The sequence below is a fragment of the Pedobacter caeni genome (genome assembly GCF_900129215.1).
GTDB lineage: Bacteria > Bacteroidota > Bacteroidia > Sphingobacteriales > Sphingobacteriaceae > Pedobacter > Pedobacter caeni.
This window is the reverse complement of record NZ_FQUQ01000002.1, coordinates 923,166-949,098: the sequence shown is the minus strand read 5'-3', so window position 1 is coordinate 949,098 and position 25,933 is coordinate 923,166. Positions and strand designations below refer to the sequence as shown.

Sequence of the window (25,933 nt, the reverse complement as noted above, 5' to 3'; positions counted from 1 at the left end):
GTTCCGGACAAAAAAGTAAAGGCATTCCAAATAATCGGAAAACCGCAGCTTTTTATTTAATTTAGCCCTCCCATGGAAAACAAGACCATTGCACGCAATTTGCGCCTGCTTTCTCAATTGATGGAGTTACACAATGAGAACCCTTTTAAGATTAAATCAGTAGCGAATGCTGCTTTTAAAGTAGATAAACTACCATATGCTGTTCAGGGCAAAAGCCTGGAAGAAATCGCACAGATAGACGGACTTGGAAAGAGCATTTCTTCTAAAGTCTGGGAACTGCTGGAAACAGGTACCATGACTGATTTAAAAGACATTCTGGCCGAAACTCCTGAGGGCATTGTTGAAATGCTGGGGATCAAAGGGATTGGTCCTAAAAAGATCGGTGTCATCTGGAAGGACCTGGCCATTGAAAATATCGGAGAACTCTATTATGCCTGTAATGAGAACCGTCTTATCGAAGCCAAAGGCTTTGGTTTAAAAACCCAGGAAGAGATTAAAAAGATCATTGAGTTCAGAATGGCCGGACAAGGAAAATTCCTTTATGCCCATGCGGAAAGCACTGTAAACACCTTATACGCGGCACTCGCCGTTTGGTTAAATACCATTAGCGGAGAACCGTTACTGGGGATTGCCGGGGAATACCGTCGTTGTATGGAAATCATTGAGGGTGTCCCCTTCCTGATTGGCGCAGATCAGATTGCAGAAGTTCAGGAACAAATCAGCTCATTTGAAGCCCTTGCTTTTGAAGAACAAGGTGATGGCTCTTTTGCAGCAACCAGTACTTCCGGATTAAAAGTACAATTACACATCGTTCCAAAAGAAGATTTTTACCTGAACTGGTTTAAACTCACCGGAAACGAACAACACGTAACCGAAGTCCTGGCCCTGGCAGGCTCTGGTCCCTTTGAAGATGAGTTATCCATTTATAAAGCAGCTGGTCTGGCTTTCGTAGCTCCTGAATTAAGAGAAGGACTTGATGAAATTCAGTTGGCAAAAGAAGATAAACTTCCGGAACTGATCACTTACGAAGACCTGAAAGGGAGTTTACACAACCACTCTACCTGGAGCGATGGGGTGCATACCTTAGCACAAATGGCTACATTCTGTAAGGACAACCTGAAAATGGAATATTTCGGAATTTGCGATCACTCCAAATCTGCATTTTATGCAAACGGATTGAACGAGCAGCGATTGTATGCCCAACATCAGGAAATTGATGCCTTAAATGCTAAACTTGCACCATTTAAAATCTTCAAAGGAATTGAAAGTGACATCTTAAATGACGGATCACTGGACTATAGTGATGATATCCTGAAGACCTTCGACTTTGTCGTAGCCTCCGTACACAGCAATTTACGTATGGACGAAGAAAAGGCTACTGCGCGACTAATTAAAGCGATTGAGAACCCTTATACCACCATTTTAGGCCACCCTACCGGAAGGTTGTTATTGAGCAGAAAGGGTTATCCAATCGATTTTGCAAAAGTAATCGATGCCTGTGCTGCAAATCAGGTGGTGATAGAGATCAATGCCAATCCCTTACGTTTAGATCTGGATTGGCGCTGGCACCGCTATGCTCTTGAAAAAGGGGTATTGCTTTCTATCAATCCCGATGCGCACCGTATGGAAGGATTCCATGACATGCACTACGGAACACTCATCGGAAGAAAGGGTGGCTTAACCGCAGTACAATGCCTCAATGCCATGTCCCTTCAAGATATCTCAGAATACTTCAGCAATAAAAAATAGTTATCCTTACCTTTGATCCATGATTAGTAAGCTTTGCAATACGATATTTCAGGATGCGATTAATGATTATCACATTCACAACAACATCGACCAACCGATCCAAAATACTTACAAAATAAGTACCATTGAACACCTGCTGTATTTGAAATGCTGGATAGATACGGTACAATGGCATATGGAAGATGTGGTCCGTAATCCTGAGATAGATCCGGTAGAAGGTTTGCAATGGAAACGCCGTATTGATGCTTCCAATCAGGAACGGACTGATGTGGTAGAATATATTGACAGCTTCTTTCTGGAAGAGTTTAAGGACATCACTCCTTCTCCTGCGGCAAAGATCAATTCTGAAAGCCCGGCATGGGTAATCGACAGATTGTCCATTCTTGCGTTAAAAGTCTACCATATGCGCGAAGAAAGTCAGCGTGTTGATGCTTCCGAAGAACACAAACAGAATTGCACGACTAAACTTAACATTCTGTTAAACCAACAGACCGATCTTTCTGCTAGCTTAGATGACCTGATCGCTGATATTAAAACCGGAGCAAAGTACATGAAGGTTTACAAACAAATGAAAATGTACAATGACCCGAGTCTGAATCCGGTGCTTTACAACCAAAAATAATTAATGCCTAAAGAAACTGCTAAAATATTAGTAATCCGTTTCTCCGCAATGGGGGATGTAGCGATGACTGCCCCCATTTTAAAAGAATTCAATCAGCATTACCCTGACATCCCTCTGCTTTACGTTAGCCGGGAGCTTTTCAAACCTTTCTTTAATGAGGTCAGCAACCTGAGCTTTATTTCATTTGACCCTAAAAAAAAACATAAAGGTTTTTTAGGCATCTTCAGGCTGTTTAGAGAAATAAACAAGCATAAGATTACGGCAGTAGCCGATTTACACCAAAACCTGAGGAGCAGAATCTTAAGTTTATTATTCTTCTTCAAGGGGGTGAAACTGGTAACGATCGACAAAGGTCGAAAAGGGAAATCGGAGCTGACCCGAAAAGAAAACAAAATTCTGGCCCCTCTTCCATTAACAGTGGAAAGGTATGCAGCGGTCTTCAAAAAACTAGGATATCCATTTACCCTTTCCAATACCTTAAAACCTGCTCTGCCAGCTTTGCTGACAGGAGAAATATTTCCCGCAAAAACAAAAAAATGGATTGGGGTAAGTCCCTTTGCCCAACATCTGCAAAAAGTCTATCCCCTGCATAAAATGGAAGCTGTGGTTTACCAGCTTGCCAATTTAGGCCATCAGCTATTTATCCTGGGAGGAACACTGGAAGAAGAGCAAATTGCAGACGGCTGGGCAGCAAAACATGAAAATGTACGCTCTCTGGTCAGAAAGATTAAACTGGAAGAAGAGTTAAAGTTGATCTCCAATCTGGATGTCATGCTCAGTATGGACTCTTCGGGAATGCACCTCGCTTCTTTAAAGAATATCCCTGTCGTATCTGTGTGGGGAGCAACACATCCATATGCCGGATTTATGGGCTATGGGCAATCTATCAATGATGCCGTTCAGATTGACCTGTATTGCAGGCCATGTTCCGTTTACGGAAATGTTCCCTGCTATAGAGGAGATTTTGCCTGCATGAACAATTTAGCCGAATCAACTGTTGTTAATAGTGTAATAAATAAACTCAATAATGGCGAAGCAACTTCTCTTAGTACGGCACGGAAAATCTGAATGGGGAAATAGTCATCTTTCAGACTTCGACAGGCCTTTAAATTCCAGGGGACTGAGAAATGCTCCGGAAATGGCAACCCGGATCCTTCACAAAGACCAGGTTCCACAGCTTGTGGTTAGCAGTCCCGCTTTACGCGCACTCACTACCGCGAAAAATTTTGCAGAGGTCTGGAACAAACCTTTGAGCCAGATTCAGGAGGAAACCTCCATTTATGAAGCCAATGTCACCGCCTTATTAAAGGTAGTGAATAAGCTGAGTGATAAACACGAAAGGGTTGCTTTGTTTGGTCACAATCCAGGGCTTACAGATTTCGCCAATTACCTGAGTAATGCGAATATCTATAACGTCCCTACATGTGGTACAGTGCTGATATCGTTTCCATTTGAAAAATGGGAACAGATAAGCCACCATACCGGAAATCTATTAGAATTTGATTATCCTAAAAGTGCTGATGAAGATTAAAAGTGTAAGTGTTTCACTGTTAACCCATTATTGATCAGTTGTTTTAAGGAATCAATTCCAATTTTCAAGTGTGTTTCCACGTAATTACTGGTGACATTGCTATCACTTTCTGCCGTTTTTACACCTTCGGGAATCATTGGCTGATCAGAAACCAGCAATAACGCTCCGGTTGGAATCTTATTGGCAAATCCTGTGGTAAAAATTGTTGCAGTTTCCATATCAACAGCCATGGCACGTAAACTTTTCAGGTATTTCTTAAAGTTCTTATCATGCTCCCAGACCCTGCGGTTGGTGGTATAACAAGTTCCTGTCCAATAATCCCTGGAATGGTCACGAATGGTGGTAGAGATTGCTTTCTGCAGGGCGAAGGCAGGCAATGCAGGTACTTCAGCAGGAAAGTAATCGTTTGAAGTACCTTCTCCCCTGATTGCTGCAATTGGAAGGATCAGATCACCGAGTTGGTTTTTCTTCTTCAATCCACCACATTTCCCAAGGAATAACACTGCTTTAGGGCTGATCGCTGTAAGCAGGTCCATCATAGTAGCTGCCATAGGACTACCCATTCCAAAATTGATAATCGTAATTCCGTTAGCGGTTACACTTTGCATTGGTTTATCCAGACCTACGATAGGTGCATTGTCATGCCATTCAGAAAACATCTGTACATACTTGCTAAAGTTTGTCAACAGGATATATTGTCCGAATTCTTCCAATGGCCTGCCCGTATATCTTGGCAACCAATTCTTTACGATATCGCCTTTAGATTTCAAACCTGATTTTACTGCAGATTCTACTTCTTTTACTTTCTTTACTTTTTTTTCATTTCCGTCTTTGTTTACTTCTAGTTCTTCGTTCATATATATTCTCCTTTTCTATTATTAATCATTATTTCTGTTGTTCACAGTATCCTCCTCAGAAGGAGGTTCGCGGCTATCGGGAGGTGTTACCCGGATCAGATCCTAAAATAACAAGTTAAAAAAAATCCCCGTAAAACGGGGATTAAATTTTTTAAGCTGCTTTTAACTTTTTAAAGTCGGCCTTTTCAAATTTCTCCACCGCGTAGTCGAGCGTAATGCTCAGCTCCTTTATGCTCGGATCGGAAGGAATGTCAAACATGGCATCCAGCATAATTGCTTCGCAAATTGAGCGTAAGCCCCTTGCTCCCAGTTTGTATTCCATTGCTTTGTCCACAATAAAATCTAGTACGTCATCTTCAAAAACCAATTTCACCCCTTCAAATTCAAACAACTTCACGTACTGACGGAACAAAGAGTTCTTAGGTTCTGTCAGGATATTACGTAAGGCCTGTTTGTCCAATGGGTTAAGGTGTGTCAATACCGGCACACGACCGATCAGTTCAGGAATCAAACCAAAAGATTTTAAATCCTGAGGGGTAATGTACTTGTAAAGGTTTTTAAGGTCAAGCTCTGCATCGTCCTTTTTTACTTTATAACCAACAGCCTGTGTACGTAGTCTGTTTGCAATTTTACGTTCAATACCATCAAATGCACCTCCACAGATGAACAGGATATTGTTCGTATTTACAGGAATCATTTTCTGATCCGGGTGTTTACGTCCTCCCTGAGGCGGAACATTTACTACAGTCCCCTCTAAGATCTTCAATAAGGCCTGTTGCACGCCTTCTCCCGATACATCTCTGGTGATAGAAGGGTTATCGCTTTTACGCGCAACTTTATCTACCTCATCGATATAAACGATTCCGCGTTCTGCAGAAGCCACATCATAATCCGCAGCCTGAAGGAGGCGGGTCAGAATGCTCTCTACATCTTCACCTACATAACCTGCTTCGGTCAATACCGTCGCATCGCAGATACAGAAAGGAACATGCAGGATTTTAGCAATCGTTTTGGCCAGTAAGGTTTTTCCGGTACCGGTTTCTCCTACCAGCATGATGTTCGATTTTTCAATCTCAACTTCATCCTCCTGGTTTATCTTCTGGCCTAATCTCTTATAGTGGTTATAAACCGCTACAGAAAGGACTTTCTTAGCGTCATCCTGACCAATAACGTACTGGTCAATATGTGCTTTGATTTCCATAGGCTTCAATAAGGTAATTGAAGAGTCTAAAGATTTCGCTTTCTTACTCCCAAGCTCCTGTACCAGGAGTTGATTGGCCTGGGTCACACATTTATCGCAAATGTAAGCATCCAGACCTTCAATAAGCATTAAAGTATCCTGCTTACCTGAGCCACAAAAAGAGCAACGAGATTCTTTATTTTGTTTAGCCATTATTTTCTTTGTTATTCGCTCCCAGCACTTCATCAATCATTCCAAAGCTTTTCGCTTCGTCAGCTTTCATCCAGTAATCACGGTCTGAAGCTTTTTCTACCCATTCGTAAGATTGTCCGGAATGGTTTGAAATGATATCATATAATTCTTTCTTTAATTTCAGCATCTCTCTTAAGTTGATCTCCATATCTGAAGCAACTCCCTGTGCACCACCTGAAGGTTGGTGAATCATCACACGTGAGTGTGGCAATGCAGCACGTTTTCCTTTAGCACCTGCTACCAATAGCACTGCTCCCATAGAAGCTGCCATACCGGTACAGATGGTCGCCACATCCGGTGTGATGTATTGCATGGTATCATAGATACCTAAACCTGCGTATACAGAACCACCTGGTGAGTTGATATAAATCTGAATGTCCCTGTTGTTATCTGTAGATTGTAAAAACAACAACTGAGCCTGTATAATGTTCGCGTTACCATCATAAATGGCATCACCTAAAAAGATGATACGGTCCATCATTAAACGAGAAAACACATCCATTTGTGCCACGTTCAGCTGACGCTCTTCAATGATGTAAGGAGTCATACTTTTAGGAGAGTTATTGGTAGCACCAATAAAACGATCCACGTTTAAACCATTAATACGATGGTGTTTAACTGCGTATTTTCTAAATTCGTCTTTGTCTATTTTCATCAGTATGTCTATTTTTCTTTGTCAGTACGTCTGTTTCTATTTAATTATCTACCTAATTTTTACCAAATTAATTAAACTAAATTGGTTATTTATTGTGGTATTGTAAAATTCTCGAATCTCTTTATATAAACAAGGCGGCCTTAATAAAGCCGCCTTATCTGTAATTATAAACTAAAAGTATCGGGTTTTCCCTGAATTACTTCAATTCTATAAATTTATTATAAGCTATTTCTTTTTGGTCTAAAGTGGCAACTGATTGAATGTATTCAAAAACTTTAATTGCTTTCACTTCATCAAAAATGCGGTTTGCGTTGTCTTTCTCTTTCAGGAAAGTAGCAGTGTATTGTGCCAACTGATCTTCCGGCATCGGACTTGGGCTGTACATTCTGAACTGTGCGTCTAAACGTTGTTTAGCAGTTTCGAATACATCCTCATATTTAATTTCGATGCTGTTATCTTTAATCAGTTTGTTCTCGATTAAAGTCCATTTAAGGTTTTTAGCGAAATCATCATATCCTTCTGCAAGCTCAGCTTCAGTTAATTTTTCGTTTGTAGCTTTTAACCACTTACGTAAAAACTCATCAGGCAATTCCATTTTCACACTTTCAATTAGTTTCGTGTACATGTCGTTCTGCAATTTGCGGTCTGCATCTTGTTTGAACATGCTTTCTACTTCCTCAGTGATTTTAGCGGTAAAACCAGCTTCGTCAGTCACTACACCTTCACCAAATAATTTATCAAAGAACTCCTGGTTTAAATCAGACTCCTCTAAACGGTTTACATTTTTAACCGTTACCTGGAATTTAGATTGTAATTCTTTTGCATCTTCTTCAGCAATGTTTAACAATTTGGCGATGATCACCTCATTCTTATCAAAAGCTTTCTGAACATCAAGCTCAACTACATCATCCTTTTTTAAACCGATTAAAGATTTTAAGATCTTTTTATCAGCTACCTGATCTAAGCGAATAGAACCGGTACTGTTGATGCCACCTTCAAAAATTGAACCATCAGCAGAAAGTTGTGCTAATTCGGCATAAAGAACGTCATCATCTGCCGAAACTTCCGGGTTTGTCATTTTGCCATAGCTTCTTCTGATATTTTTGATACGTGAAGCTAAAGTTTCTTCGTCTGCTTTAACGTTAAATTGAGTGAATTTATCTTTGGCCGTGATTTTCACATCTACCTCTGGTGCAAGACCCAATTCATAGTCAAACTCAAACTCATCTGTATTGTCCCATTTGAATTCTTTAGTATCATCCATTACCGGTAAAGGCTGTCCAAGGATTTCAACTTTATTATCAGTAAGGTGTTTGTTTAACGTTTCGCTCAACAGGGTATTGATTTCTTCCACCAAAATGCTTCTGCCATACATTTTCTTGATATGTGCTGCAGGAACCATTCCTTTACGAAAACCAGGAAGGTTTGCTTTTTTAGCTTGCTCTTTTATAGATTTATCAACCTTTTCAGTATAATCTTCAGGTGAAATTTTAATCTTTACAACTGCATTTAAGTCGTTAATTTTTTCCTGTGTAATGTTCATCTTTCTGAATCAATAATTATTAGTGTCTTTATACAAAAAATCCCCCGTGTGGCGGAGGAAATTTATTGCGGAAGAATTGACTTCCAATCCATCGCTCAAATTTCCCTTTCGAGGGCGCAAATATATTCTTTTTTGTTGATTTCAAAGTGTATAATTTAAAAAATTATGTCTGTAGATTGTCTGAATCTCATGGACCTACACTAAAAAAAAGAGGTTGATTTCGATCTGCTCAGGCCAGCTGAATTTTGCCTTATAAAAGAAAAACAGTCCTTTTGAGACTGTTTTCAGTTGTTGTGCGGAAGAAGGGACTCGAACCCCCACGCCGTGAAGCGCCAGATCCTAAGTCTGGTGCGGCTACCAATTACGCCACTTCCGCAGTTAGGATTTATTTATTTCGGATTGCAAAGATAGAATAGTTTTTTAAAAATCCCAATAAAATCAAAATATTGTACGATTTTTATTAAAACCCATTGGATTAGGTTTATGATAAGGGTTTCTTTCGGCTTTTACTCCTGTTGGGCAATAAGTAAATACAAATTTGTCAGCATCGATCCAATTTAAGCTTCATTTTTTTTGTAAGGTCAAAGCCGTATAAGACAATGTCTATATGCAATGGGTATAGGCTCCGTACACGCTCCGGGATTGGAAGGGGGTTGGAAAGTAGTTACGAGGTAGCTGGAAGGTTAAACAACCTACCAACTACCTGCCAATAACCTTTGAATTACCTCTCACCTACCTTCCAATCCCGGAGAATCCAGGGCTTTATCCAGTTATTACGACCATAAGTTTACCCTTTTCTCATCCACACAAATTCATGGTTAATTTCTAAATTTAAATAAAAACTAAAATGGAAACGGCAGAAGAAGAATTAATTCAATTTGAAAAACAATGGAACAAAGCCATTGTAGGAAACAATGTGGATGAAATCGCTAAATTCATGTCAGCCGACTGGATCATTGTTGGTTCTGATGGCATCACCACCAAATCCGCATTTCTGGATTCGGTAAGATCCGGGGTTGTAAAGCACAACCGGATGGATGCTGAAGAAATGACAGTTAAAGTTTATGAAAACACAGGCATTGTGATCAGCCTAGGAACAAGTGCAGGAGCCTATAACGATCAGTCTTTCGAGTTATACGAGTGGTCTTCCAGTACCTACATTAAGAAAGACCAAAAATGGCAGTGCATATCAACGATGGTTACGGCGGCCACCCAAAAAACAGCTTAAAATAAAAAACCCGATCTAATGGATCGGGTTTAATTACGTGCGGAAGAAGGGACTCGAACCCCCACGCCGTGAAGCGCCAGATCCTAAGTCTGGTGCGGCTACCAATTACGCCACTTCCGCAGTTAGGATGTTATTGTTTTGGATTGCAAAGATAGATATTGTTTCTAAATCTCAAAACTCTTTTACATTTAATTTCAGCGTTTAAAGCTAACATATTGATCTTATATGCTTTAAATTTCAATCTTTTTTTTCAAAGCAAGCCTCCCTTCTGATTTTGTCAGGAGAAAGAAGCTACTCTTAATACAATTCTTTCTGAAATTGAAATAGATATTGAACTGCCTTGACCAACCTGCTGCCATACCAGGAAAACATTTCTCCATCCACCAGCATTACTTTTGCCTCCGGAATTACCGTTCTGATTTCCTCCAGGTGTTTCTCTTTAAAAGGATAAGGTTCTGAAGAAAGGAAGATCAGCTCCGGTTTTAACAATGCCAGTTCATTCAAATCCATTTCAGGATACCTGTTTTCTCTGATCACATTGTTAAGTCCGTTCATGGCCAGCATATGGTTGATAAAGGTGTTTCTGCCTGCAAACATATACGGGTTTTTCCAGATCAGATAAGCCACACTTTTATTCAGGTTGTTTTCCAGCGCCAAAGTTTGTAAATCATTAAAACCTGCATTGATCAAATGATTCAGATAAGCCGCTTCAGGCATCCTGTCCACCAGTTCTCCGATTTGAATGATGGTGTTCTTGGCATCCTCCAGGTCATAAATATCACTCATCCAAACGGGAAGGTCTTTCATGAGTTCTTCTATCTGCGATTGTTCATTTTCTTCCTTATTCCCGATGATCAGATCCGGCTTTAAGCTACGGATCAGCTCCAGATTCAACTTCTTGGTCCCTCCTATTTTAGTTTTCTCTTTAGACTTCGATTCCGGATGAACACAAAATTTAGTAATTCCAATAATCTCTGAATCCAGGCCCAGGTCAAACAATAATTCTGTTTGAGAAGGAACCAGGGAAATGATCCTTTTTGGCGGATAGCTGATGTGGATAGTTCGGTTAAGCTGATCTGTAAAACTGCGTTGCATTTTACAAAGATAAGCTACTCATACTTTAATGCGTCAACAGGATTTCCTTTTGCAGCACGGTAAGCCTGCCAGCTTACGGTCAGCAGTGCAATGACCACAATCAGGATTCCTGTTTGCACAAATACCATCCAGCCGATGGAAATGTGATAATCAAACTTATTCAGCCAACTGTTCATGAGGAGATAAGCAACAGGCATCGAAATCAGCAATGCCACCAGTACTGTTTTCACAAAGTTAAAAGACAATAGCCCTACGATCCCCTGCACCGATGCCCCCAGTACCTTCCGCACGCCGATTTCTTTTGTACGTTGCTCTGCACTAAAGGCTGATAAACCAAAAAGACCAAGACAGGAGATAAATATAGCCAGCCCTCCAAATAGATTAGATAAAGTAACCATAGTTGCTTCATCTTTTATTTTCTCTGCGACAAGCTGATCGAGAAACCTGACATCTACAGGAAAATCAGGATTGATTTCTTTTGTGATCTGACCGATCATTTCCACATTATCTTTTAAATCATTATCCGTATTTAAGCGCATCGTGATCACATCACTGTTATTGGGATTATAGGCAATGATCATTGGCTTTTCCCGCTTTGCAGGATCACCCCAGGTAATGTCTTCAAACACACCTACCACCTGCCTCTTGACATCCTGAAAAACCACAGTCTGTCCAACCGGTTTTTTAAGTCCCATCATTTTCACTGCCGTCTGACTCAGCATCACTGCCACACTATCAGAGCCCAATCCTTTTTTAAAATCCCGGCCTTCGGAAAGTTTGAGCCCATTCGTTTTCACAAAATCATAACCAGTGTAAATCTGGTTCACAGACATTTTTTTATCTCCTTCAGACATCCCTTCCCATTCCATCCCGGTGCTATTAGAATTCTGCTGAGAAATACTTCCCGACGACTGGCACATGGACGTGATTGCTCCCGATGCCAGTAGCCTTTCTTTCAAAAGGTCATATTTAAGATAGAGGTTACCTTCATGAGGCATTTCCACCAATGCATTGACCTGGTATCCCAGGGGCTTCTTTCTCAGATAGGCCAACTGATCGTACATGATTAATGTCGCTATGATGAGCAGCACGGCAAAGCCAAACTGAACAACCACCAAAACCTGTCTGAAATTTAAAGAGAAACTACTTTTGAGCCCGACCGTTTTCTTTAAGGTTTGAACAGGATTAAAACCGGAGAGGTAGAAGGCCGGATAACTTCCTGCTACAATCCCCGTAAAGAGAATCAACAGGAACACTCCAATCCAGTTCAAAGGATCTCCATAGGCAATGTGTAATTCCGCAGAGACCAGCTGATTAAATTTCGGCAAACTCAACTCTACCAAAACAACCGCAATCACAACGCTAACCAGCGTGAGTAATAAAGACTCCATCAGAAACTGAGACACCAAAGAAGATCTGGAAGCGCCAATGGTCTTCTTAATTCCCACCTCTTTCGCCCTCTTCTGAGACCTTGCCGTGGAAAGGTTCATAAAATTGATACAGGCAATAACCAAAATACTCAGAGCCAATATCCCAAAAGTTCTCACCCGGTCAATCTGCCCACCATCTACCTTTCCATTCAGAAACCTGTCATACAGATGGAGCTTTACCAGTGGATAAGCAAAAGGTTCAGCTTCTGAAAAAGAACTTGGTGCATGTTTTCTGCTGAGGTTCTTTATCTTCTCATTGAACAAGCCCACATCGGTTCCTTTTTTAAGGGTAAACAAGGTGAAATAGGAATAATTGTGCCAGTTAGGTTCAATTACCCAGGTATTCAGCTGCTCGTACAACTTCCAGGAATTCAGACAATCAAAATCATAACTTGTATTCGGAGGTAAATCTTCGATTACGGCGGTTACTTTTACTTCGACCTGATTTTCAAACTTTAATCCGCGGTTTAAAACATCTGTACTGCCAAACAATTTACGGGCAGTACCCGCGGTCAGCACTATGGAATTAGGAGCATCCAATGCTTTAGCCAGATTTCCATGAAGCACTTTAAAATCAAAGATCTTCAGCAGCTCCGGATCTGCATAACGTCCATTAACCTTAAAGGAATTTTTTCCGTTCGCCAGCAAGCGCTTAGATGCCCACAATATCCTGCTGATATTTTCAACCTCAGGCATTTCCTCTTTTAATACCGCAGCAATCGTATTAGGGGATTGATTTCCTGTCGAGCGGATATGATGATCAGCGCCATAAAAATTAAACATCAGCTGGTAAGTATCACCCGACTTTTTAAAGCCCCGGTCGAAATTCCATTCATAGGATACATACAGCAATAACATCAGACAAGCGGCTAAACCAATTGCCAGACCACTGATATTGATCAATGATGCCATTTTATTCCTTAACAGATTCCTTAACGCGATTTTAAAATTCAGGAGATACATGGTATGTGTTTAAATTGGTTATTCATATTTTAAAGCATTCACCGGGTCACTTACTGCAGCTTTCTTTGCCTGAAGGCTTACCGTTAACAAGGCAACTGTCAGCGACAGTAATGTGGCCAGGATAAAGGGAAAAACGGGCATATCAATGCGATAAGCAAATCCGGACAGCCACTTATTGGTCAGAACATAGGCAATTGGCCAGCTGATGACATTGGCAAACAAAACCAATATCAGGAAGGAACGGTTGAGCATCCTGATGATCTGAAGGTCAGAAGCACCAAGGATTTTGCGAATAGCAATCTCTTTCGTTCTTCTTTTGGACACAAATGCTGCCAGGGCAAATAAACCGAGCAAAGAAAGTGCAACTGAAATGAAGCTGAATACAGTTACCATTTCAATAAAACGGCGATCTGCTTTCAAAGCATCCTGAAATGCACTTTCCGCGGCTGTATAAACCATCGGATAATCAGGATACTTTTTTTTCCATTCTGCTTCAATCAAGGAAATGGTCTGCTGGTAGTTTTCATTTTCAAAACGGATCAGTAAATTGTTTGTACTTGAGGTTCCACCCCTTGAGGAGGCTTTATAAATGGTGGGCAGTATTTCTTTGTCAAATCCTTCATTATGGTAATCTTTGATGATTCCGACGACCTGAAATGTATGTTTTTCACCTTCGTCTTTCAGCACATACTGTTGTCCTAACATATGGCCTCCCAGCAATTTCGCCGCCGCTTCATTTAACACTACCGCATTTAGGGTGTCCTGTGCATAAGCCCTTGAAAATAGCCGGCCGACAACAAGTTGTGTTCCCAGTGCCTGAAGCGCATCCATGGTAACGGTTACGGTATTAAGTTTATAATCCTTTGATTTATAGGTAATTTCCCTTGGCACATTGAACACATTCCCCATTACCTGAGTAGTGGTGGCCACATACTTAACTCCTGGCACGCGTCTGATTTTTTCAGCAAGGTCTTCCTGATAAGAAGTCTTGATGTTGATGAGCCGGTCTGGTTCAAAACCCGGATTCTTATGCGCCACGTAACTGCTTTGCAAGAACATGACCCCAATCCCAATGATAAAAGTAACTGCAATAACAAACTGTAAGACCAACAGGCCGTTTCTCAATGCTACCCCTTTTAACCCCCGTTCATAAGTTCCTTTTAGTACATCAACAGGATTACAGTTGCTGAGGACAAGTGCAGGGTAAAATCCTGAAAGCAGCGTAACTACAACAAAAACAGCACCTAATTGTATCATCAAAGACCAAAGCCTGCTATTATTCCAGAAGGTCATTTCTATTTCAAAGTGCCGTCCAAAAACAGGAAGTAAAAGTTCAGTTAATGCGATGCTAATGACCAGAGCAACGGAACTCAAAATGGCAGCTTCCAATAGAAACTGCATCAACAAACTTCTTTTATAGGCTCCAAGAACTTTCTTGACTCCGACTTCTTTGGCTCGTTGAACAGACTGCACCGTGGCCAGATTTACGAAATTAATGACAGATACGAGCAACAAAAACACGGTCAGGCCAATAATCGGCTTGACCTTTTCCAACCAGCTTTTGGAAAGTGGTGGATCGGCATGTACCTGTTGTAAAGGAACTACCTTTAACCCAGGAAACATTTCTCCCTTATAATAATCATCGTAGGATGTTTTGAGCGCTGCAAAAGTTGATTTTTTATAATCAATATAAGTTTTTTGAACAGCCTTAGCTACTGCAGTAGTATCGATCTGATCTCCAGCCAATGCATAAACCTGACAGTAATTTGTAGAGCCCGGACCTTCCGGATCTTTTTCTCTTTCTCCACTATGCAGGACCGCGCCGAAAGACAAACTTTCAGGAGTGGAAGGATCAGCAATCAGCCCTTTAACCTGATAAGTTTTACCTTCATCTGAACTCCATCTCAGGACCTTTACATGTTTGCCCAATACATCCAGGGTTCCAAACAACTTTTTTGCTGCACTTTCTTTCAATACCATTGTATTGGGTTCAGAAACCGCAGTTTTCTGAACCCCCTTCAGAAATTTATAAGGGAAGACCTTAAAAAAAAGCGAGTCAACCTCCAGTAAATCATTCATCAAGATCGGCTCAGACTGGCCAATTTTAATGGCAGTCCCATTCCTCCACAGAACACTTACTTTCGTCACCTGCCTGAACTGAGGAATACTTTTCTTCAATAAACCTGCAATTTTTGAATCTATTCCATATTGCCAGTGCTGCTTTCCGTCAGGACTAAAAAAATCATGTCTTTCCCTTACCTGATAAACGTTGCTCAATCCGGAATCCCAGCGGTCATAATCCTGTTCATGATTAATGTACATCAATAACAACAGAAAAGAGGTCAGGCCGAATACCAGCCCCAGAACATTTACCACTGCGTAACCTCTGTTTTTCAAAAGGTTACGAAATGCAATTTTCAAATTCAGTTTAAACATATCAGCTTTTAATCATTAAGTAAAAAACCGCTCATCAAAAGGATTTAACAGGACATTAAATCACCTGTTGCAGGGAAAGATCTTCTTTGATCACACCATCCAGCAAATGCAAAATCCGACTTCCATAAGCTGCATTCACCTCTGAGTGGGTGACCTGAATAATCGTAATGTTCTCTTCTTCGTTCAGCTTCTTAAACAATTCCATAATCTGTAGTGCCTGTGGCGATTGCAGGTTACCTGTAGGTTCATCTGCCAGAATGATAGAGGGCTGCGCCACTAAAGCTCTTGCAATCCCTACTAACTGTTGTTGTCCGCCAGAAAGCTGGTTGGGAAACAGGTCTTTTTTAGCGACCATATTAAATCGGTCCAGCACATCAGCAACCCTGCTTTTACGCTCCGCACTACTTACCTTTTTATACAATAAAGGTGCTTCAATATTCTCCGCCACAGTCATTTCATCGATCAGGTGATAAGCCTGAAACACAAAACCGATATGATTCCTGTATAACTCAATTCGCTTACGCTCATTTAAAGAAACCACATCCTCTCCCATAAACTCATAGGCACCATAAGTCGGTTCTTCCAACATTCCAAGGATATTCAGCAAGGTAGATTTCCCCGCTCCGGAAGGTCCCATAATCGACACAAATTCTCCTTGTTTAATGCTTGTACTGACATGGCGAAGGATATAACTTTTAACTCCTTTATTCGCGTAATACTTCTCTATATTTTTAAGCTCTATCATCTTGGTATGTTTTAATTTTTAATTCTTAAGGGATTATTCATATTTAAGGGCATCAATCGGGTTTGTATTTGCAGCTTTATAAGAGCGCAGACTAACGGTAATCAAAGTAATCACAACGGATAATACCATGGCCATCATAAATGGCCAGATGCTGATATCTATGCGATAAACAAATCCATTGAGCCATTTCGAAACGAAAATATAAGCCAGAGGCCAGGCCACAAGGTTGGCAATCAACACCATCCATAAAAAGGAACGGTTTAACATTTTAACCAGTTCCAAAGTAGAAGCCCCCAGGACTTTCCGGATGGCAATTTCCCTTGTCTTCTGTGTAGCGATAAACGATACCAGGCCAAATAAGCCGATGAAAGAAATAAAGATCACGACTCCTGCAAACACTTTAAACAGCACGCCCATTACCTGCTCGGTTTTATAAAAATTCTGAATATTATCATCCAGAAACTGAGCTTCATAAACATCATCAGGGAAAGCCGCATTCCATTCCTGTTCTACCTTTTTAATGGTGGTCATCATTTCCTTTACATCCATCTTGATGGCCATTGCAGCGTATGCATGTTTATCAGAAAAAATAGCGATTGGAGAAATGGTGCTTTTAAAGGTCATGTTGTTGAAATCTTTTACCACCCCTACAATTTTCCTCTCGCCGCCGCCGTCACCTAAACTGATCATCTTTCCGATCGCATCCGAGGGATTTGCAACACCTAAAGTTTTCAATAACTGTTCATTCACCATAAACTCTTTCAGGGTATCGCTTTTTGATAAATTTCTACCTGCAATCAGTTCCAAATTAAAAGTCTTCAGGTAGTTTTCATCTGCCATTTTGATGTTCAACTGAGTCTTCTCATCTTCAGGACGACGGTCGTATTTAAAACTGATCGTTCTGTTACCGGACGAAATTGGCGCCGCACTTGTAAGACTGATATCATGCACTCCAGGTAATTGAAGCAACCGCTCTCTAAGTGGTTCATATTTCAATCTGCTGAGGCTATCTCCTGGAATATTGACCATGGAAATTGCTTTTGTATCGAATCCAAGAGATTTCTCCCTCATATACTCCATCTGCCTGACCACCACCAGTGTAGCAATAATCAAGACTGCGGTAATGGCAAATTGTGCAACCACCAGGACCTTCCTCAATCCCAATCCACCTGCACTGGCCGAGCTGATCTTATTCTTTATCGCTAATGCCGGACTAAATCCTGACATGATCAAGGCAGGGTAAAGTCCTGCAAGGAAACTCACCGATACGATCAAAATGAACATAAACACAAAAATAACCGGCTCGGTAAAAAGATGAAAAGAGACATTTATCTCCATCAAACTTTCCATCTTAGGAATGACCAACTCTGTCAGCACACAGGCAAAACCCAAAGAAATCAGGGTTATTAAAGCGGTTTCACTGAGAAATTGCACAATGAGTTGCTTCCTTCTGCTTCCCATAACCTTTCTGATCCCGACTTCTTTAGAGCGGCTGATTGCTTGTGCAGTAGCCAGATTGACAAAGTTGATGCATGCGGTAATCAGTAGAAAAAGCCCAATTACCCCCAGACCAATCAGTTCTTTATAAGCCACCGTTTTGTACCTGAAATTACTATAGCGTGCGTCATGGTGTACTTCAGAAAGCGGTTGAAAATAATGTTTCTCTTTGGCTGGCGACTTCTCCGTGTAATGTTTATCGATAAACTGTTTCAATGGTTTGTCCAGATCGGCAGGCTTCAGTCCTTCTTTCAATAAACCATAACCTTCTGATCTGTTTGTTACCCAGCCCCATTCTTTACCGAATTTATCATCAAAAGAAGCATAAGAAAAGACAACCTTAAAGGGAAAACTGCTGTTCTCCGGAAAATCCTTAAAAACTCCTGTCACCTTATAATCGGCCTTATTGTCGTAGCGGATACTTTTACCAATTGCATTTCTCCAGTTTCCAAAGTATTTTACCGCTGTCTTTTCCGAAAGCGTCACCATATTTGGCTGCGACAGCGCCTGTTCCGGTTTTCCGGAAAGCCATTCAATTTTAAAAATCTCAAAAAACTGAGGTTCTACATAGAAAATGTCCTGTTTTAATTTAATATCAGCACCACCTTCTTCATTCCTGATTTTCAAAATGCCTCCACCCTGATGAACAGCAGCAACTTTCTCAAATTCAGAGAAATCATTCCGCATTGCCGGAATCAGGGGAATCGGAACCCCACTGGTAAAAAACTCTCCTTCCGGATATACCCATGAAGAAACAACCCTGTAAATCCGGTCCCTTTTTTCTTCGCTCTTGTCAAAGCTCAGCTGAAATTTCAGGAAAATGAAAATCAGCAGGCAACCCGCCAATCCAATAGATAATCCAACAATATTGATTGCAGTATATCCTTTGTATTTCCAAAGGTTACGCAAAGCGATCTTAAGGTTTAATCTGAACATATCTTTAGCAATTAATTAGTTTATTCATATTTTAAAGCATCAACAGGATTTGCCTTCACCGCTTTTCGTGCCTGAATACTTACGGTGAACACAGTGAGAACCGTACTGATCAGGGCAGCAAATACAAATGGCAAAATGGGCACCTCAATTCTGTAAGCAAAAGTATCCAGCCATTTTTTCGCAATGATATAGGCTATTGGCCAGCCAATGAGGTTGGCAATTAAAACTACCCGGATAAAAAAACTATTCAATAAGCCGAGCACCTGAAAGTCTGTTGCCCCTAAAATCTTTCTGACTGCGATTTCTTTCCTCCGGTTATTTGTACTGAAAGCAGAAAAGGCAAATAAGCCAAGAACAGCGATAAAGATGGTTAGTACTGCCGCACAATAGAAAACCGCCTGCAGTTGCTCCTGCTTTTTAAACAACCTGCCATACAACTCGTCCAGGAATTCGTATCTGAAGTCCTCCCCATCGAGCTTATTCAAATCCTTCCAGTTTGCTTTTAAGGTGGCGAGAACCGCAGCCATCTTGTCCTGATCCGCATTGACCATCAACATGTACTTATCGGTGCTGGCGATACAAGGATTCTTAATGGTATAAACCGTTGGTTCCACAGCCGTTTCAAAGCCCTGCGCTTTAAAATCTTTAATCACCCCAACAATTCTGTAATCCATATTACATCCTCTGATGGTCTTCCCGATTGGGTTGACAATCCCATAGGCAGAAACCGCACTTTCATTCAATACCATCGAATTTACCGTATCTGTGTTAAAGCTTTTGGAGAAAAACCTACCTTCCTTAATTTTCAGATTAAGCGTTTCGAAGTAATCAAAATCTACCGTAATCATATCTAAGCCCTGTTCCCTTCCTTCAAAAGAATAGGTATTCTTTGCAGCTTTGGAGCCATCTGGAATATTTGAAGCCACCGTAAAAGAATTTACACCTGGTATTTCCTTTACCTTTGCCCTTAGTTGTTCGAAGTTCACACGCTTAAACCAGGCCGTATTTTGAATAAAAACCACTTGCGCGGGTTTAAAGCCTGTATCTTCCGTCTTCATGTATTTCAGCTGAGTGCTCACAATCAATAGACCCGCAATAAATACAATCGCTACACTAAACTGTGTCACCAATAATGCGTTTCTCAGCCATAGGGTCTTATAGCTGGTTTGCAAATTCCCTTTTAAGACCTCTGCAGGCCTGAAACCAGATAACACCAATGCCGGGTAAACGCCCGAAATCAGTGTAATCACGATTAAAATAGCTGGCAATTGCCAGACCAGAGCCCCATTCCCTTTCCATAACGACAAAGAGGTTTCAAACAAGCCATTAAAATAAGGAAGGAACAATTCGGCCAATGCCAATCCAATCACCAGTGCCAAAAGACACTGCATCAGAATTTCAATCAGAAACTGAAAGATCAGGTTCATGCGAAAAGCCCCGAGTACTTTTTTGACGCCAACTTCTTTTGCTCTCCTGTTCGTCTGTGCAATGGTCAGATTGGTGAAATTTATACAGGCGATCACCAGCACCAGTAAGCCTAAAACCCCTAATGCCAGTACAATTTTATAATTGGTACTGTTTCCCGAAACAGGCCTTAAATGTAAGTTATCCAGAGGATCTAAAAAGATAACTGATCTTCCCGAAATCACCCTGTCATCCGTTGTCATCCCATTTTTGATCAGTTCTTTTTTAAACAAGCCGTCTATCTTTTGTTCTAGCTGAGCGATATCTGCACCTTCTTTAACTTCAATATAGGTCTGATAATTCAAAGCTTTAGGATCCTGATTTGCGCCAATATCATTTAAAATCACCATGGCATCAAACTTTAAACTGGAATGATCCGTACGATAGTTAATGATACCCTGGATGTTTGCCGATTGCCCGAGGTCTTTTGGCCCCATGGCCACCAGTTGGGGATAAATCGGTTTCTTGCGGGGGAACAAGACATCGGCAAACTCCTGAGGCACATATAAATCATAGCCATCTGCAGCTGGCTTTTTTAATCCGTTATCCGGCCACAAATGGAACATTTTTGCCATTTCATAATCCACAGAGAGTACATTTTTACCATAAATCCTCCCCGCATCAGTACTAAAGGCAAATTCAAATCCCGTTTTCTTACTTCTTCCAACATTTTCAATCTCCGGACAGGCATCTTTCATTAACTGCGCCAGTGAGGCCGGGGTATAATTCGTCTTCCCATCCGGCAAACTTCTTCCAACCAGATAAATCCTGCTATGGTTCGGAATATGATGGTCAAACGTTGTTTCAAAGCTAACATAGATCACTACCATAATAAATGCTGCCAGTGCAATGGCTAAACCACCAATATTAATTGCAGTATAGCCTTTATTCTTCCAAAGGTTCCGCAAAGCGATTTTAAGATTCAGTCTGAACATTTCTATCTGTATTTTCGTAAGTACCTATTCATATTTTAATCCATCAACCGGATTGGATTTCAGCACTTTTGCCGATTGTATGCTAAGTGTAAGGATGGCAATCAGCAGGGATAAACCCATTGCCGTTGCAAAAGGCCAGATAGATATGCCAACACGGAATTCATAGGCCGACAACCACCTGGTCATGATGATATAAGCAAGTGGAAATCCAATCAGGTTGGCAATTCCAACGAGCTTCATAAAATCTTTATTTAACAAAGAAAGGACATCCATTGCCCCGGCTCCTAAAACTTTGCGGATACTGATTTCTTTTTTACGTTGCTCAGCCATATACAAGGTCAGCCCCAATAATCCCAGACAGGAAATAAACACAGCAAAACCACCAAACCAATTGGCCAGTGTTCCCAACAACTGTTCATTTTGAAATTTCAACTTAAATTCATCATCTACAAAATTTCGCTCCACCGGAAAATCGGGGTTCAATCTTTTCGTCACTTCATCAATTTTCTGAACAGCGCTGCTGATATTACCTCCGGGGTTTAAACGGACAAGGGCGAAATTAAGGTTCACCGTCCAGTCAAAAATAACCATGGGTGCCGCCTGTTGGTAAGGGGAACCGACTACAATATCTTTGATCACCCCAATAATCGTGACCTGATCTTTCCCCATACTGATGACCTTTCCGATCGGATCTTTCAATCCCATTACCTTGATTGCAGATTCATTCACCATTACATTTAAGCTGTCATGATGCTTCGGAGAGAATTCTCTTCCCAAACTCAATTTGCCGCCAATGGTCTTCACAAAATCGAGTCCGGCACAGCGGTAGTTGAAATAAACCAGTTCCTTCTTGCTTTTTCCCGGCCAGTTCATGTCAAATGTCCGGTGTCCATCCCAGTTCATGCCTGAGCTGAAATAGGTCACACTACTCACTACTCCTGATTTGATCAGCTCGTCTTTTAAGACATTCATACTTTCTTTATTACCCAACCCTCCCTTCTTGCCCAGATTTCCCTGAAGTGGAATTTCAATCAGCCCGGCCTTTTCGTAACCAATGGATTTGTTCTTCACATAATTTAACTGCTGATAAACGATGATCGTGCAAATGATCAGACACACTGCAAATACAAACTGGGCAACAACCAGCACTTTTCTGATCGAAACAGAGGAAGTGCCCACCAGATTAAATCCCTTTAAGACCTTAACAGGCTCAAATGAAGAAAGGTAAAATGCAGGATAACTACCTGCAATAAAGCCCGTAAAAAGGGTAAGGGAACACAAAACTGTCCAGAATTTCCAGTTGCCATAATCAAGAACAAGTTCAATATGGAGTAGCCTGTTGAAATAAGGCAGTGTGATTTCCATTAAAACAAAGGCCAATAACATTGCAATAAAAGAAAGTAATACCGACTCTACCAAAAACTGGTTGATGAGTGATTTTCTGGATGAACCGATTGCTTTGCGGACGCCCACTTCTTTGGCGCGCTTCTGCGACCTTGCTGTAGAAAGGTTCATGAAATTCACACAGGCAATCAGCAGGATACAAAAAGCAATGCCCACAAAAATTTTAACCTGATCAATTCTCCCTCCTACCGATTTCCCATTTTCAAAACGGCTATACAAATGCCATTTAGAAAAAGGATGTATAATGGCCTCTGCCAATGAGCCCTTTTCATGCCTTTTGAAGATGCCTTTCATTTCTGCACTCACCTGATTAAAAAAACTATTGTCTTCCAGCTGAACCAGCGTTAAAACAAAATGACTTCCCCATCCGGCATCTTTAAACCAGGGAAATTGTTTTTCATAAGCTGCCCAGGGCATCAGGTAGTCAAATTGAATAGAATTAGTTTCCGGCAGATCAGCAATCACCGCCTCCACTTTTAGCAGTTGTGAATTTTCCAGCTTTAATGTTTTATTGATGGGATCTTCATTTCCAAACAGGCTCTTTGCAGTACTTTCTGTCAAAATTATTCCGTTTACCGCCTGCAAAGCTTTTTCCGGGTTTCCTTTAAGAAACTTATAATCCAGTATTTTAAGGAATTCCTGATCGGCAAAAACCGCTTGTTTCCTAAAGCTCTTCTCCCCATTGGCGATCAATAGCGGGGCAGGATTAGTCGAACAGGAGGCCCTTGATACGCCTGCAATCTGCTGTCCAACCTCCTTTGCCATTGCGGGAGGGGTCCATGGCCAGCTCAGTATTTCATTTGGCGTTTTCGTATTGTTAAATACCACATAGGTTTTATCATAATTGCTAAACTGTCTGTTATAGCTCCATTCGTGAGCCACATACAAAAGCAACAACATGCAACTGGCCAAACCAATCGCTAAGCCACCGACGTTAATCAGGGTATAGCCTTTGTTTTTCCAAAGGTTCCGCAAAGCGATTTTAAGATTCAGTCTGAACATAAACACAGTGTATATTTGGTTAACTTATTCATATTTTAAAGCATCAACTGGATTGGATTTAACCACGCGAACCGATTGTGCAGTCACCGTAATCAACGCAATGATCAAGGATAAAAAGATGGCAATAGCAAAAGGCAAAACAGATATACTTACCCTGAATTCATATGCAGAAAGCCATTTATAGACCACCACATAGGCCAGTGGACAAGCGATCAGATTAGCAATCAGTACCAGTTTAATAAAATCTTTATTTAACAGCGCAAGTATATTTGCAGTGCTTGCACCCAGTACCTTTCTGATTCCAATTTCTTTTTTCCTTTGTTCTGCGGTGAACAATGCCAGTCCCAACAAGCCCAGGCAGGAGATGAAGATGGCGAAACCACCAAACCAATTAGCCAGGGTCCCAAGCAACTGCTCGTCATCAAATTTTTGTTTGAACACTTCATCTACAAATTTCCGGTCGACAGGAAAATCCGGATTAAACGATTTGAATACTTCATCGATTTTCTGAACGGAACTGCTGACATTCTGTGCAGGATTTAACCTGGCTACCGCGGATGTCATTATTCCCATATCATAATACACCACCATTGGCGCTGCCCTCTGATAAGGAGAAGCCATCACAAAATCTTTGATCACCCCTATAATCGTAAATGATTTTCCCCACAATTTCAGGCTTGCCCCTATGGGTTGTCTGAAGCCCATTAGTTTGACCGCAGCTTCATTGATCAGCACTTTAGCGGAATCATTAAACTGAGCTGAAAACTCTCTTCCGGCAAGCACAGAAGTACCAATTGTCTTTACAAAATCATAGCCCGAACTGCGGTAGTTGAACAACACATCTTCCTTAGGCTTTTTGCCAGCCCACTCCACTCCAAAAGTTGCATCCCCTTCTTCATTCATTCCCTTACTAAAGAAAGTAACCTCCGTAACCGCTCCCGTTTTCAGTAAACGTTCTTTTAGAAGCTGCATTTTTGCCGGATCTTTGAGTAATACTCCCTGTAGCGGGACTTCCATCAAACCGGCTTTATTATAGCCTACCGGCTTATCCTTAATGTAATTTAATTGCTGATAGATCACTGCAGTACACACCATCAGACAAGCTGCAAAGACGAACTGAAAAACTACCAGTACCTTTCTTACAGAAAGAGATGAATTCACCGCTATATTAAAGCCTTTCAGAACTTTAACCGGCTCAAAGGAAGAAAGATAAAAAGCAGGATAACTCCCGGCAATAAATCCGGTAAAAAAAGTCAGACTTAGCAGTACTGACCAGAATTTCCAGTTCTGGTATTCTATGACCAGAGTGGTGTGTAGCAATCCATTAAAATAAGGCAGGCTGATTTCCATTAAGACAAAAGCAACCAGCATCCCCAGGAAGGAAAGCAATACAGACTCCAGCATAAACTGACTGATCAGTGATTTCCTTGAAGAACCTATTGCTTTGCGGACTCCGACTTCCTTTGCCCTTTTTTCTGATCTAGCAGTAGAGAGGTTCATGAAATTAACACAGGCAATCAGCAGGATGCAAAAAGCAAGGATAAAAAAGATGCGGATCTGATCAATCTTTCCGCCAACAGAAACGCCATTTTCAAAAGTGCTGTACAGATGCCATTTGGACAATGGATGCATAAATGCTTCGCTATTGGACCCTTGTTCATTCCTTTTATAGATTCCTTTTAGCTGCTGATTTACCGAACCAAAGAAACGATTGTCTTTTAGCTGAACCAGTGTTAAACAGAAATTCATTCCCCAATTGGAGTTCCGTATGATCTGGTTTTGTTTTTCAAGTAAAGCCCAGGGCAGGAGATAATCAAACTGCACACTGCTATTCCCGGGAACATCTGCAATTACGGCTTCTACTTTTAGTACTTCCGTATTCTCAAATTTCACCATCTTATTGATTGGATCTTCCATGCCAAAAAGACGTTTGGCCATCCCCTCCGTTAAAACAACCGAATTTAGCTCCTGTAATACTTTATCGCGGTTTCCCCTGATCATTTTAAAATCCAGGATCTTTAAAAATGCCGCATCGGCAAAGATGGCCGCGCTTTTAAATCGTTGTTGCCCATGGCTGATTAGCCTCTGCTCCGGAAAAGTGGACCTGGAAGCATATGCTATTCCCGGAACCTTTTCCTTAATTTCCCTTGCCATCAAGCCTGGTGTCCAGATCCAGGTTTCCAGTTTAGCGGAAGTAAAAGCGTTGTTATAGACTACATATGTTTTTTCGTAATTGCTAAACTGTTTATCATAGCTCCATTTATACCCCACATAAAGCAGCAGAATCATGCAGCTGGCCAGACCTATCGCCAGACCACCCACATTAATCAAGGTATAACCTTTGTTTTTCCAAAGGTTCCGTAAAGCTATTTTAAAATTCAGTCTGAACATTTACTATCTTTTTAGAAA

At 41.0% G+C, this 25,933-nt stretch carries 17 protein-coding genes and 2 tRNA genes; 5 read left to right on the top strand and 14 right to left on the bottom strand.

Annotation, left to right across the window (positions count from 1 at the left end; genetic code table 11):
- Positions 1-72: 72 nt before the first annotated feature.
- From BUC20_RS11430 to BUC20_RS11415, 4 genes are read left to right on the top strand one after another with little or no spacing between them, the layout of a single operon-like run.
- A complete protein-coding gene (locus tag BUC20_RS11430) occupies positions 73-1,749 on the top strand; it encodes a DNA polymerase/3'-5' exonuclease PolX (protein ID WP_073230947.1) in 1,677 nt (558 codons plus the stop codon).
- Between the two features lie 19 nt (positions 1,750-1,768).
- Positions 1,769-2,371, top strand: coding sequence for a DUF4254 domain-containing protein (locus tag BUC20_RS11425; protein WP_073230945.1), 603 nt, complete (start codon positions 1,769-1,771; stop codon positions 2,369-2,371).
- A 3-nt stretch (positions 2,372-2,374) separates the two neighbouring features.
- On the top strand, positions 2,375-3,439 hold the full coding sequence (locus BUC20_RS11420) for a glycosyltransferase family 9 protein (RefSeq protein WP_073230943.1): 1,065 nt from the start codon (positions 2,375-2,377) through the stop codon (positions 3,437-3,439).
- Positions 3,399-3,902 (top strand): SixA phosphatase family protein, encoded by a 504-nt coding sequence (locus tag BUC20_RS11415; protein ID WP_073230942.1) that lies wholly within the window; start codon positions 3,399-3,401, stop codon positions 3,900-3,902. Before BUC20_RS11420 ends, BUC20_RS11415 begins: the two co-directional genes overlap by 41 nt.
- On the opposite strand, the gene BUC20_RS11410 is transcribed toward BUC20_RS11415, so the two are convergent.
- From BUC20_RS11410 to BUC20_RS11390, 5 genes are all read right to left on the bottom strand, one after another.
- The gene (locus BUC20_RS11410; protein ID WP_073230940.1) at positions 3,899-4,759 is read right to left on the bottom strand and encodes an AMP nucleosidase; all 861 of its coding nucleotides are present in this window, start codon (positions 4,757-4,759) and stop codon (positions 3,899-3,901) included. The genes BUC20_RS11415 and BUC20_RS11410 overlap by 4 nt on opposite strands.
- Before the next feature lie 151 nt (positions 4,760-4,910).
- Positions 4,911-6,152: an ATP-dependent Clp protease ATP-binding subunit ClpX gene (gene clpX / locus BUC20_RS11405; RefSeq protein ID WP_073230938.1), complete on the bottom strand. Its 1,242-nt coding sequence runs from the start codon at positions 6,150-6,152 to the stop codon at positions 4,911-4,913.
- On the bottom strand, positions 6,145-6,846 hold the full coding sequence (gene clpP / locus BUC20_RS11400) for an ATP-dependent Clp endopeptidase proteolytic subunit ClpP (RefSeq protein ID WP_069380235.1): 702 nt from the start codon (positions 6,844-6,846) through the stop codon (positions 6,145-6,147). Before clpP ends, clpX begins: the two co-directional genes overlap by 8 nt.
- 196 nt (positions 6,847-7,042) lie before the next feature.
- Entirely contained in the window at positions 7,043-8,389 is a 1,347-nt protein-coding gene (gene tig, locus BUC20_RS11395) for a trigger factor (protein WP_073230937.1), read from the bottom strand.
- 294 nt (positions 8,390-8,683) lie between these two features.
- Positions 8,684-8,765 (bottom strand) — tRNA-Leu (locus BUC20_RS11390).
- Positions 8,766-9,236: 471 nt separating this feature from the next.
- Here BUC20_RS11390 and BUC20_RS11385 point away from each other — a divergent pair.
- On the top strand, positions 9,237-9,617 hold the full coding sequence (locus BUC20_RS11385; protein ID WP_073230935.1) for a nuclear transport factor 2 family protein: 381 nt from the start codon (positions 9,237-9,239) through the stop codon (positions 9,615-9,617).
- 38 nt (positions 9,618-9,655) lie between these two features.
- Here BUC20_RS11385 and BUC20_RS11380 read toward each other — a convergent pair.
- The 9 genes from BUC20_RS11380 to BUC20_RS11340 all read right to left on the bottom strand — a co-directional run bounded on the left by BUC20_RS11380 (position 9,656) and on the right by BUC20_RS11340 (position 25,915).
- Positions 9,656-9,737 (bottom strand) — tRNA-Leu (locus BUC20_RS11380).
- Between the two features lie 177 nt (positions 9,738-9,914).
- Positions 9,915-10,712, bottom strand: a complete 798-nt coding sequence (locus BUC20_RS11375) for an ABC transporter substrate-binding protein (protein WP_073230934.1) — start codon at positions 10,710-10,712, stop codon at positions 9,915-9,917.
- A 14-nt stretch (positions 10,713-10,726) separates the two neighbouring features.
- Positions 10,727-13,105 (bottom strand): ABC transporter permease, encoded by a 2,379-nt coding sequence (locus tag BUC20_RS11370; RefSeq protein ID WP_073230932.1) that lies wholly within the window; start codon positions 13,103-13,105, stop codon positions 10,727-10,729.
- A gap of 18 nt (positions 13,106-13,123) precedes the next feature.
- A complete protein-coding gene (locus BUC20_RS11365; protein ID WP_073230930.1) occupies positions 13,124-15,541 on the bottom strand; it encodes an ABC transporter permease in 2,418 nt (805 codons plus the stop codon).
- A gap of 55 nt (positions 15,542-15,596) precedes the next feature.
- Positions 15,597-16,286, bottom strand: coding sequence for an ABC transporter ATP-binding protein (locus BUC20_RS11360; RefSeq protein WP_073230928.1), 690 nt, complete (start codon positions 16,284-16,286; stop codon positions 15,597-15,599).
- 33 nt (positions 16,287-16,319) lie between these two features.
- Positions 16,320-18,719 carry an ABC transporter permease gene (locus BUC20_RS11355; protein WP_073230927.1) on the bottom strand — a complete coding sequence of 800 codons (2,400 nt, stop codon included), beginning with the start codon at positions 18,717-18,719 and terminating at the stop codon, positions 16,320-16,322.
- 20 nt (positions 18,720-18,739) lie between these two features.
- The gene (locus BUC20_RS11350) at positions 18,740-21,118 is read right to left on the bottom strand and encodes an ABC transporter permease (RefSeq protein WP_073230925.1); all 2,379 of its coding nucleotides are present in this window, start codon (positions 21,116-21,118) and stop codon (positions 18,740-18,742) included.
- A gap of 24 nt (positions 21,119-21,142) precedes the next feature.
- A complete protein-coding gene (locus BUC20_RS11345) occupies positions 21,143-23,524 on the bottom strand; it encodes an ABC transporter permease (RefSeq protein WP_073230923.1) in 2,382 nt (793 codons plus the stop codon).
- A gap of 24 nt (positions 23,525-23,548) precedes the next feature.
- Positions 23,549-25,915 (bottom strand): ABC transporter permease, encoded by a 2,367-nt coding sequence (locus BUC20_RS11340; protein ID WP_073230921.1) that lies wholly within the window; start codon positions 25,913-25,915, stop codon positions 23,549-23,551.
- Between the last annotated feature and the right edge of the window lie 18 nt (positions 25,916-25,933).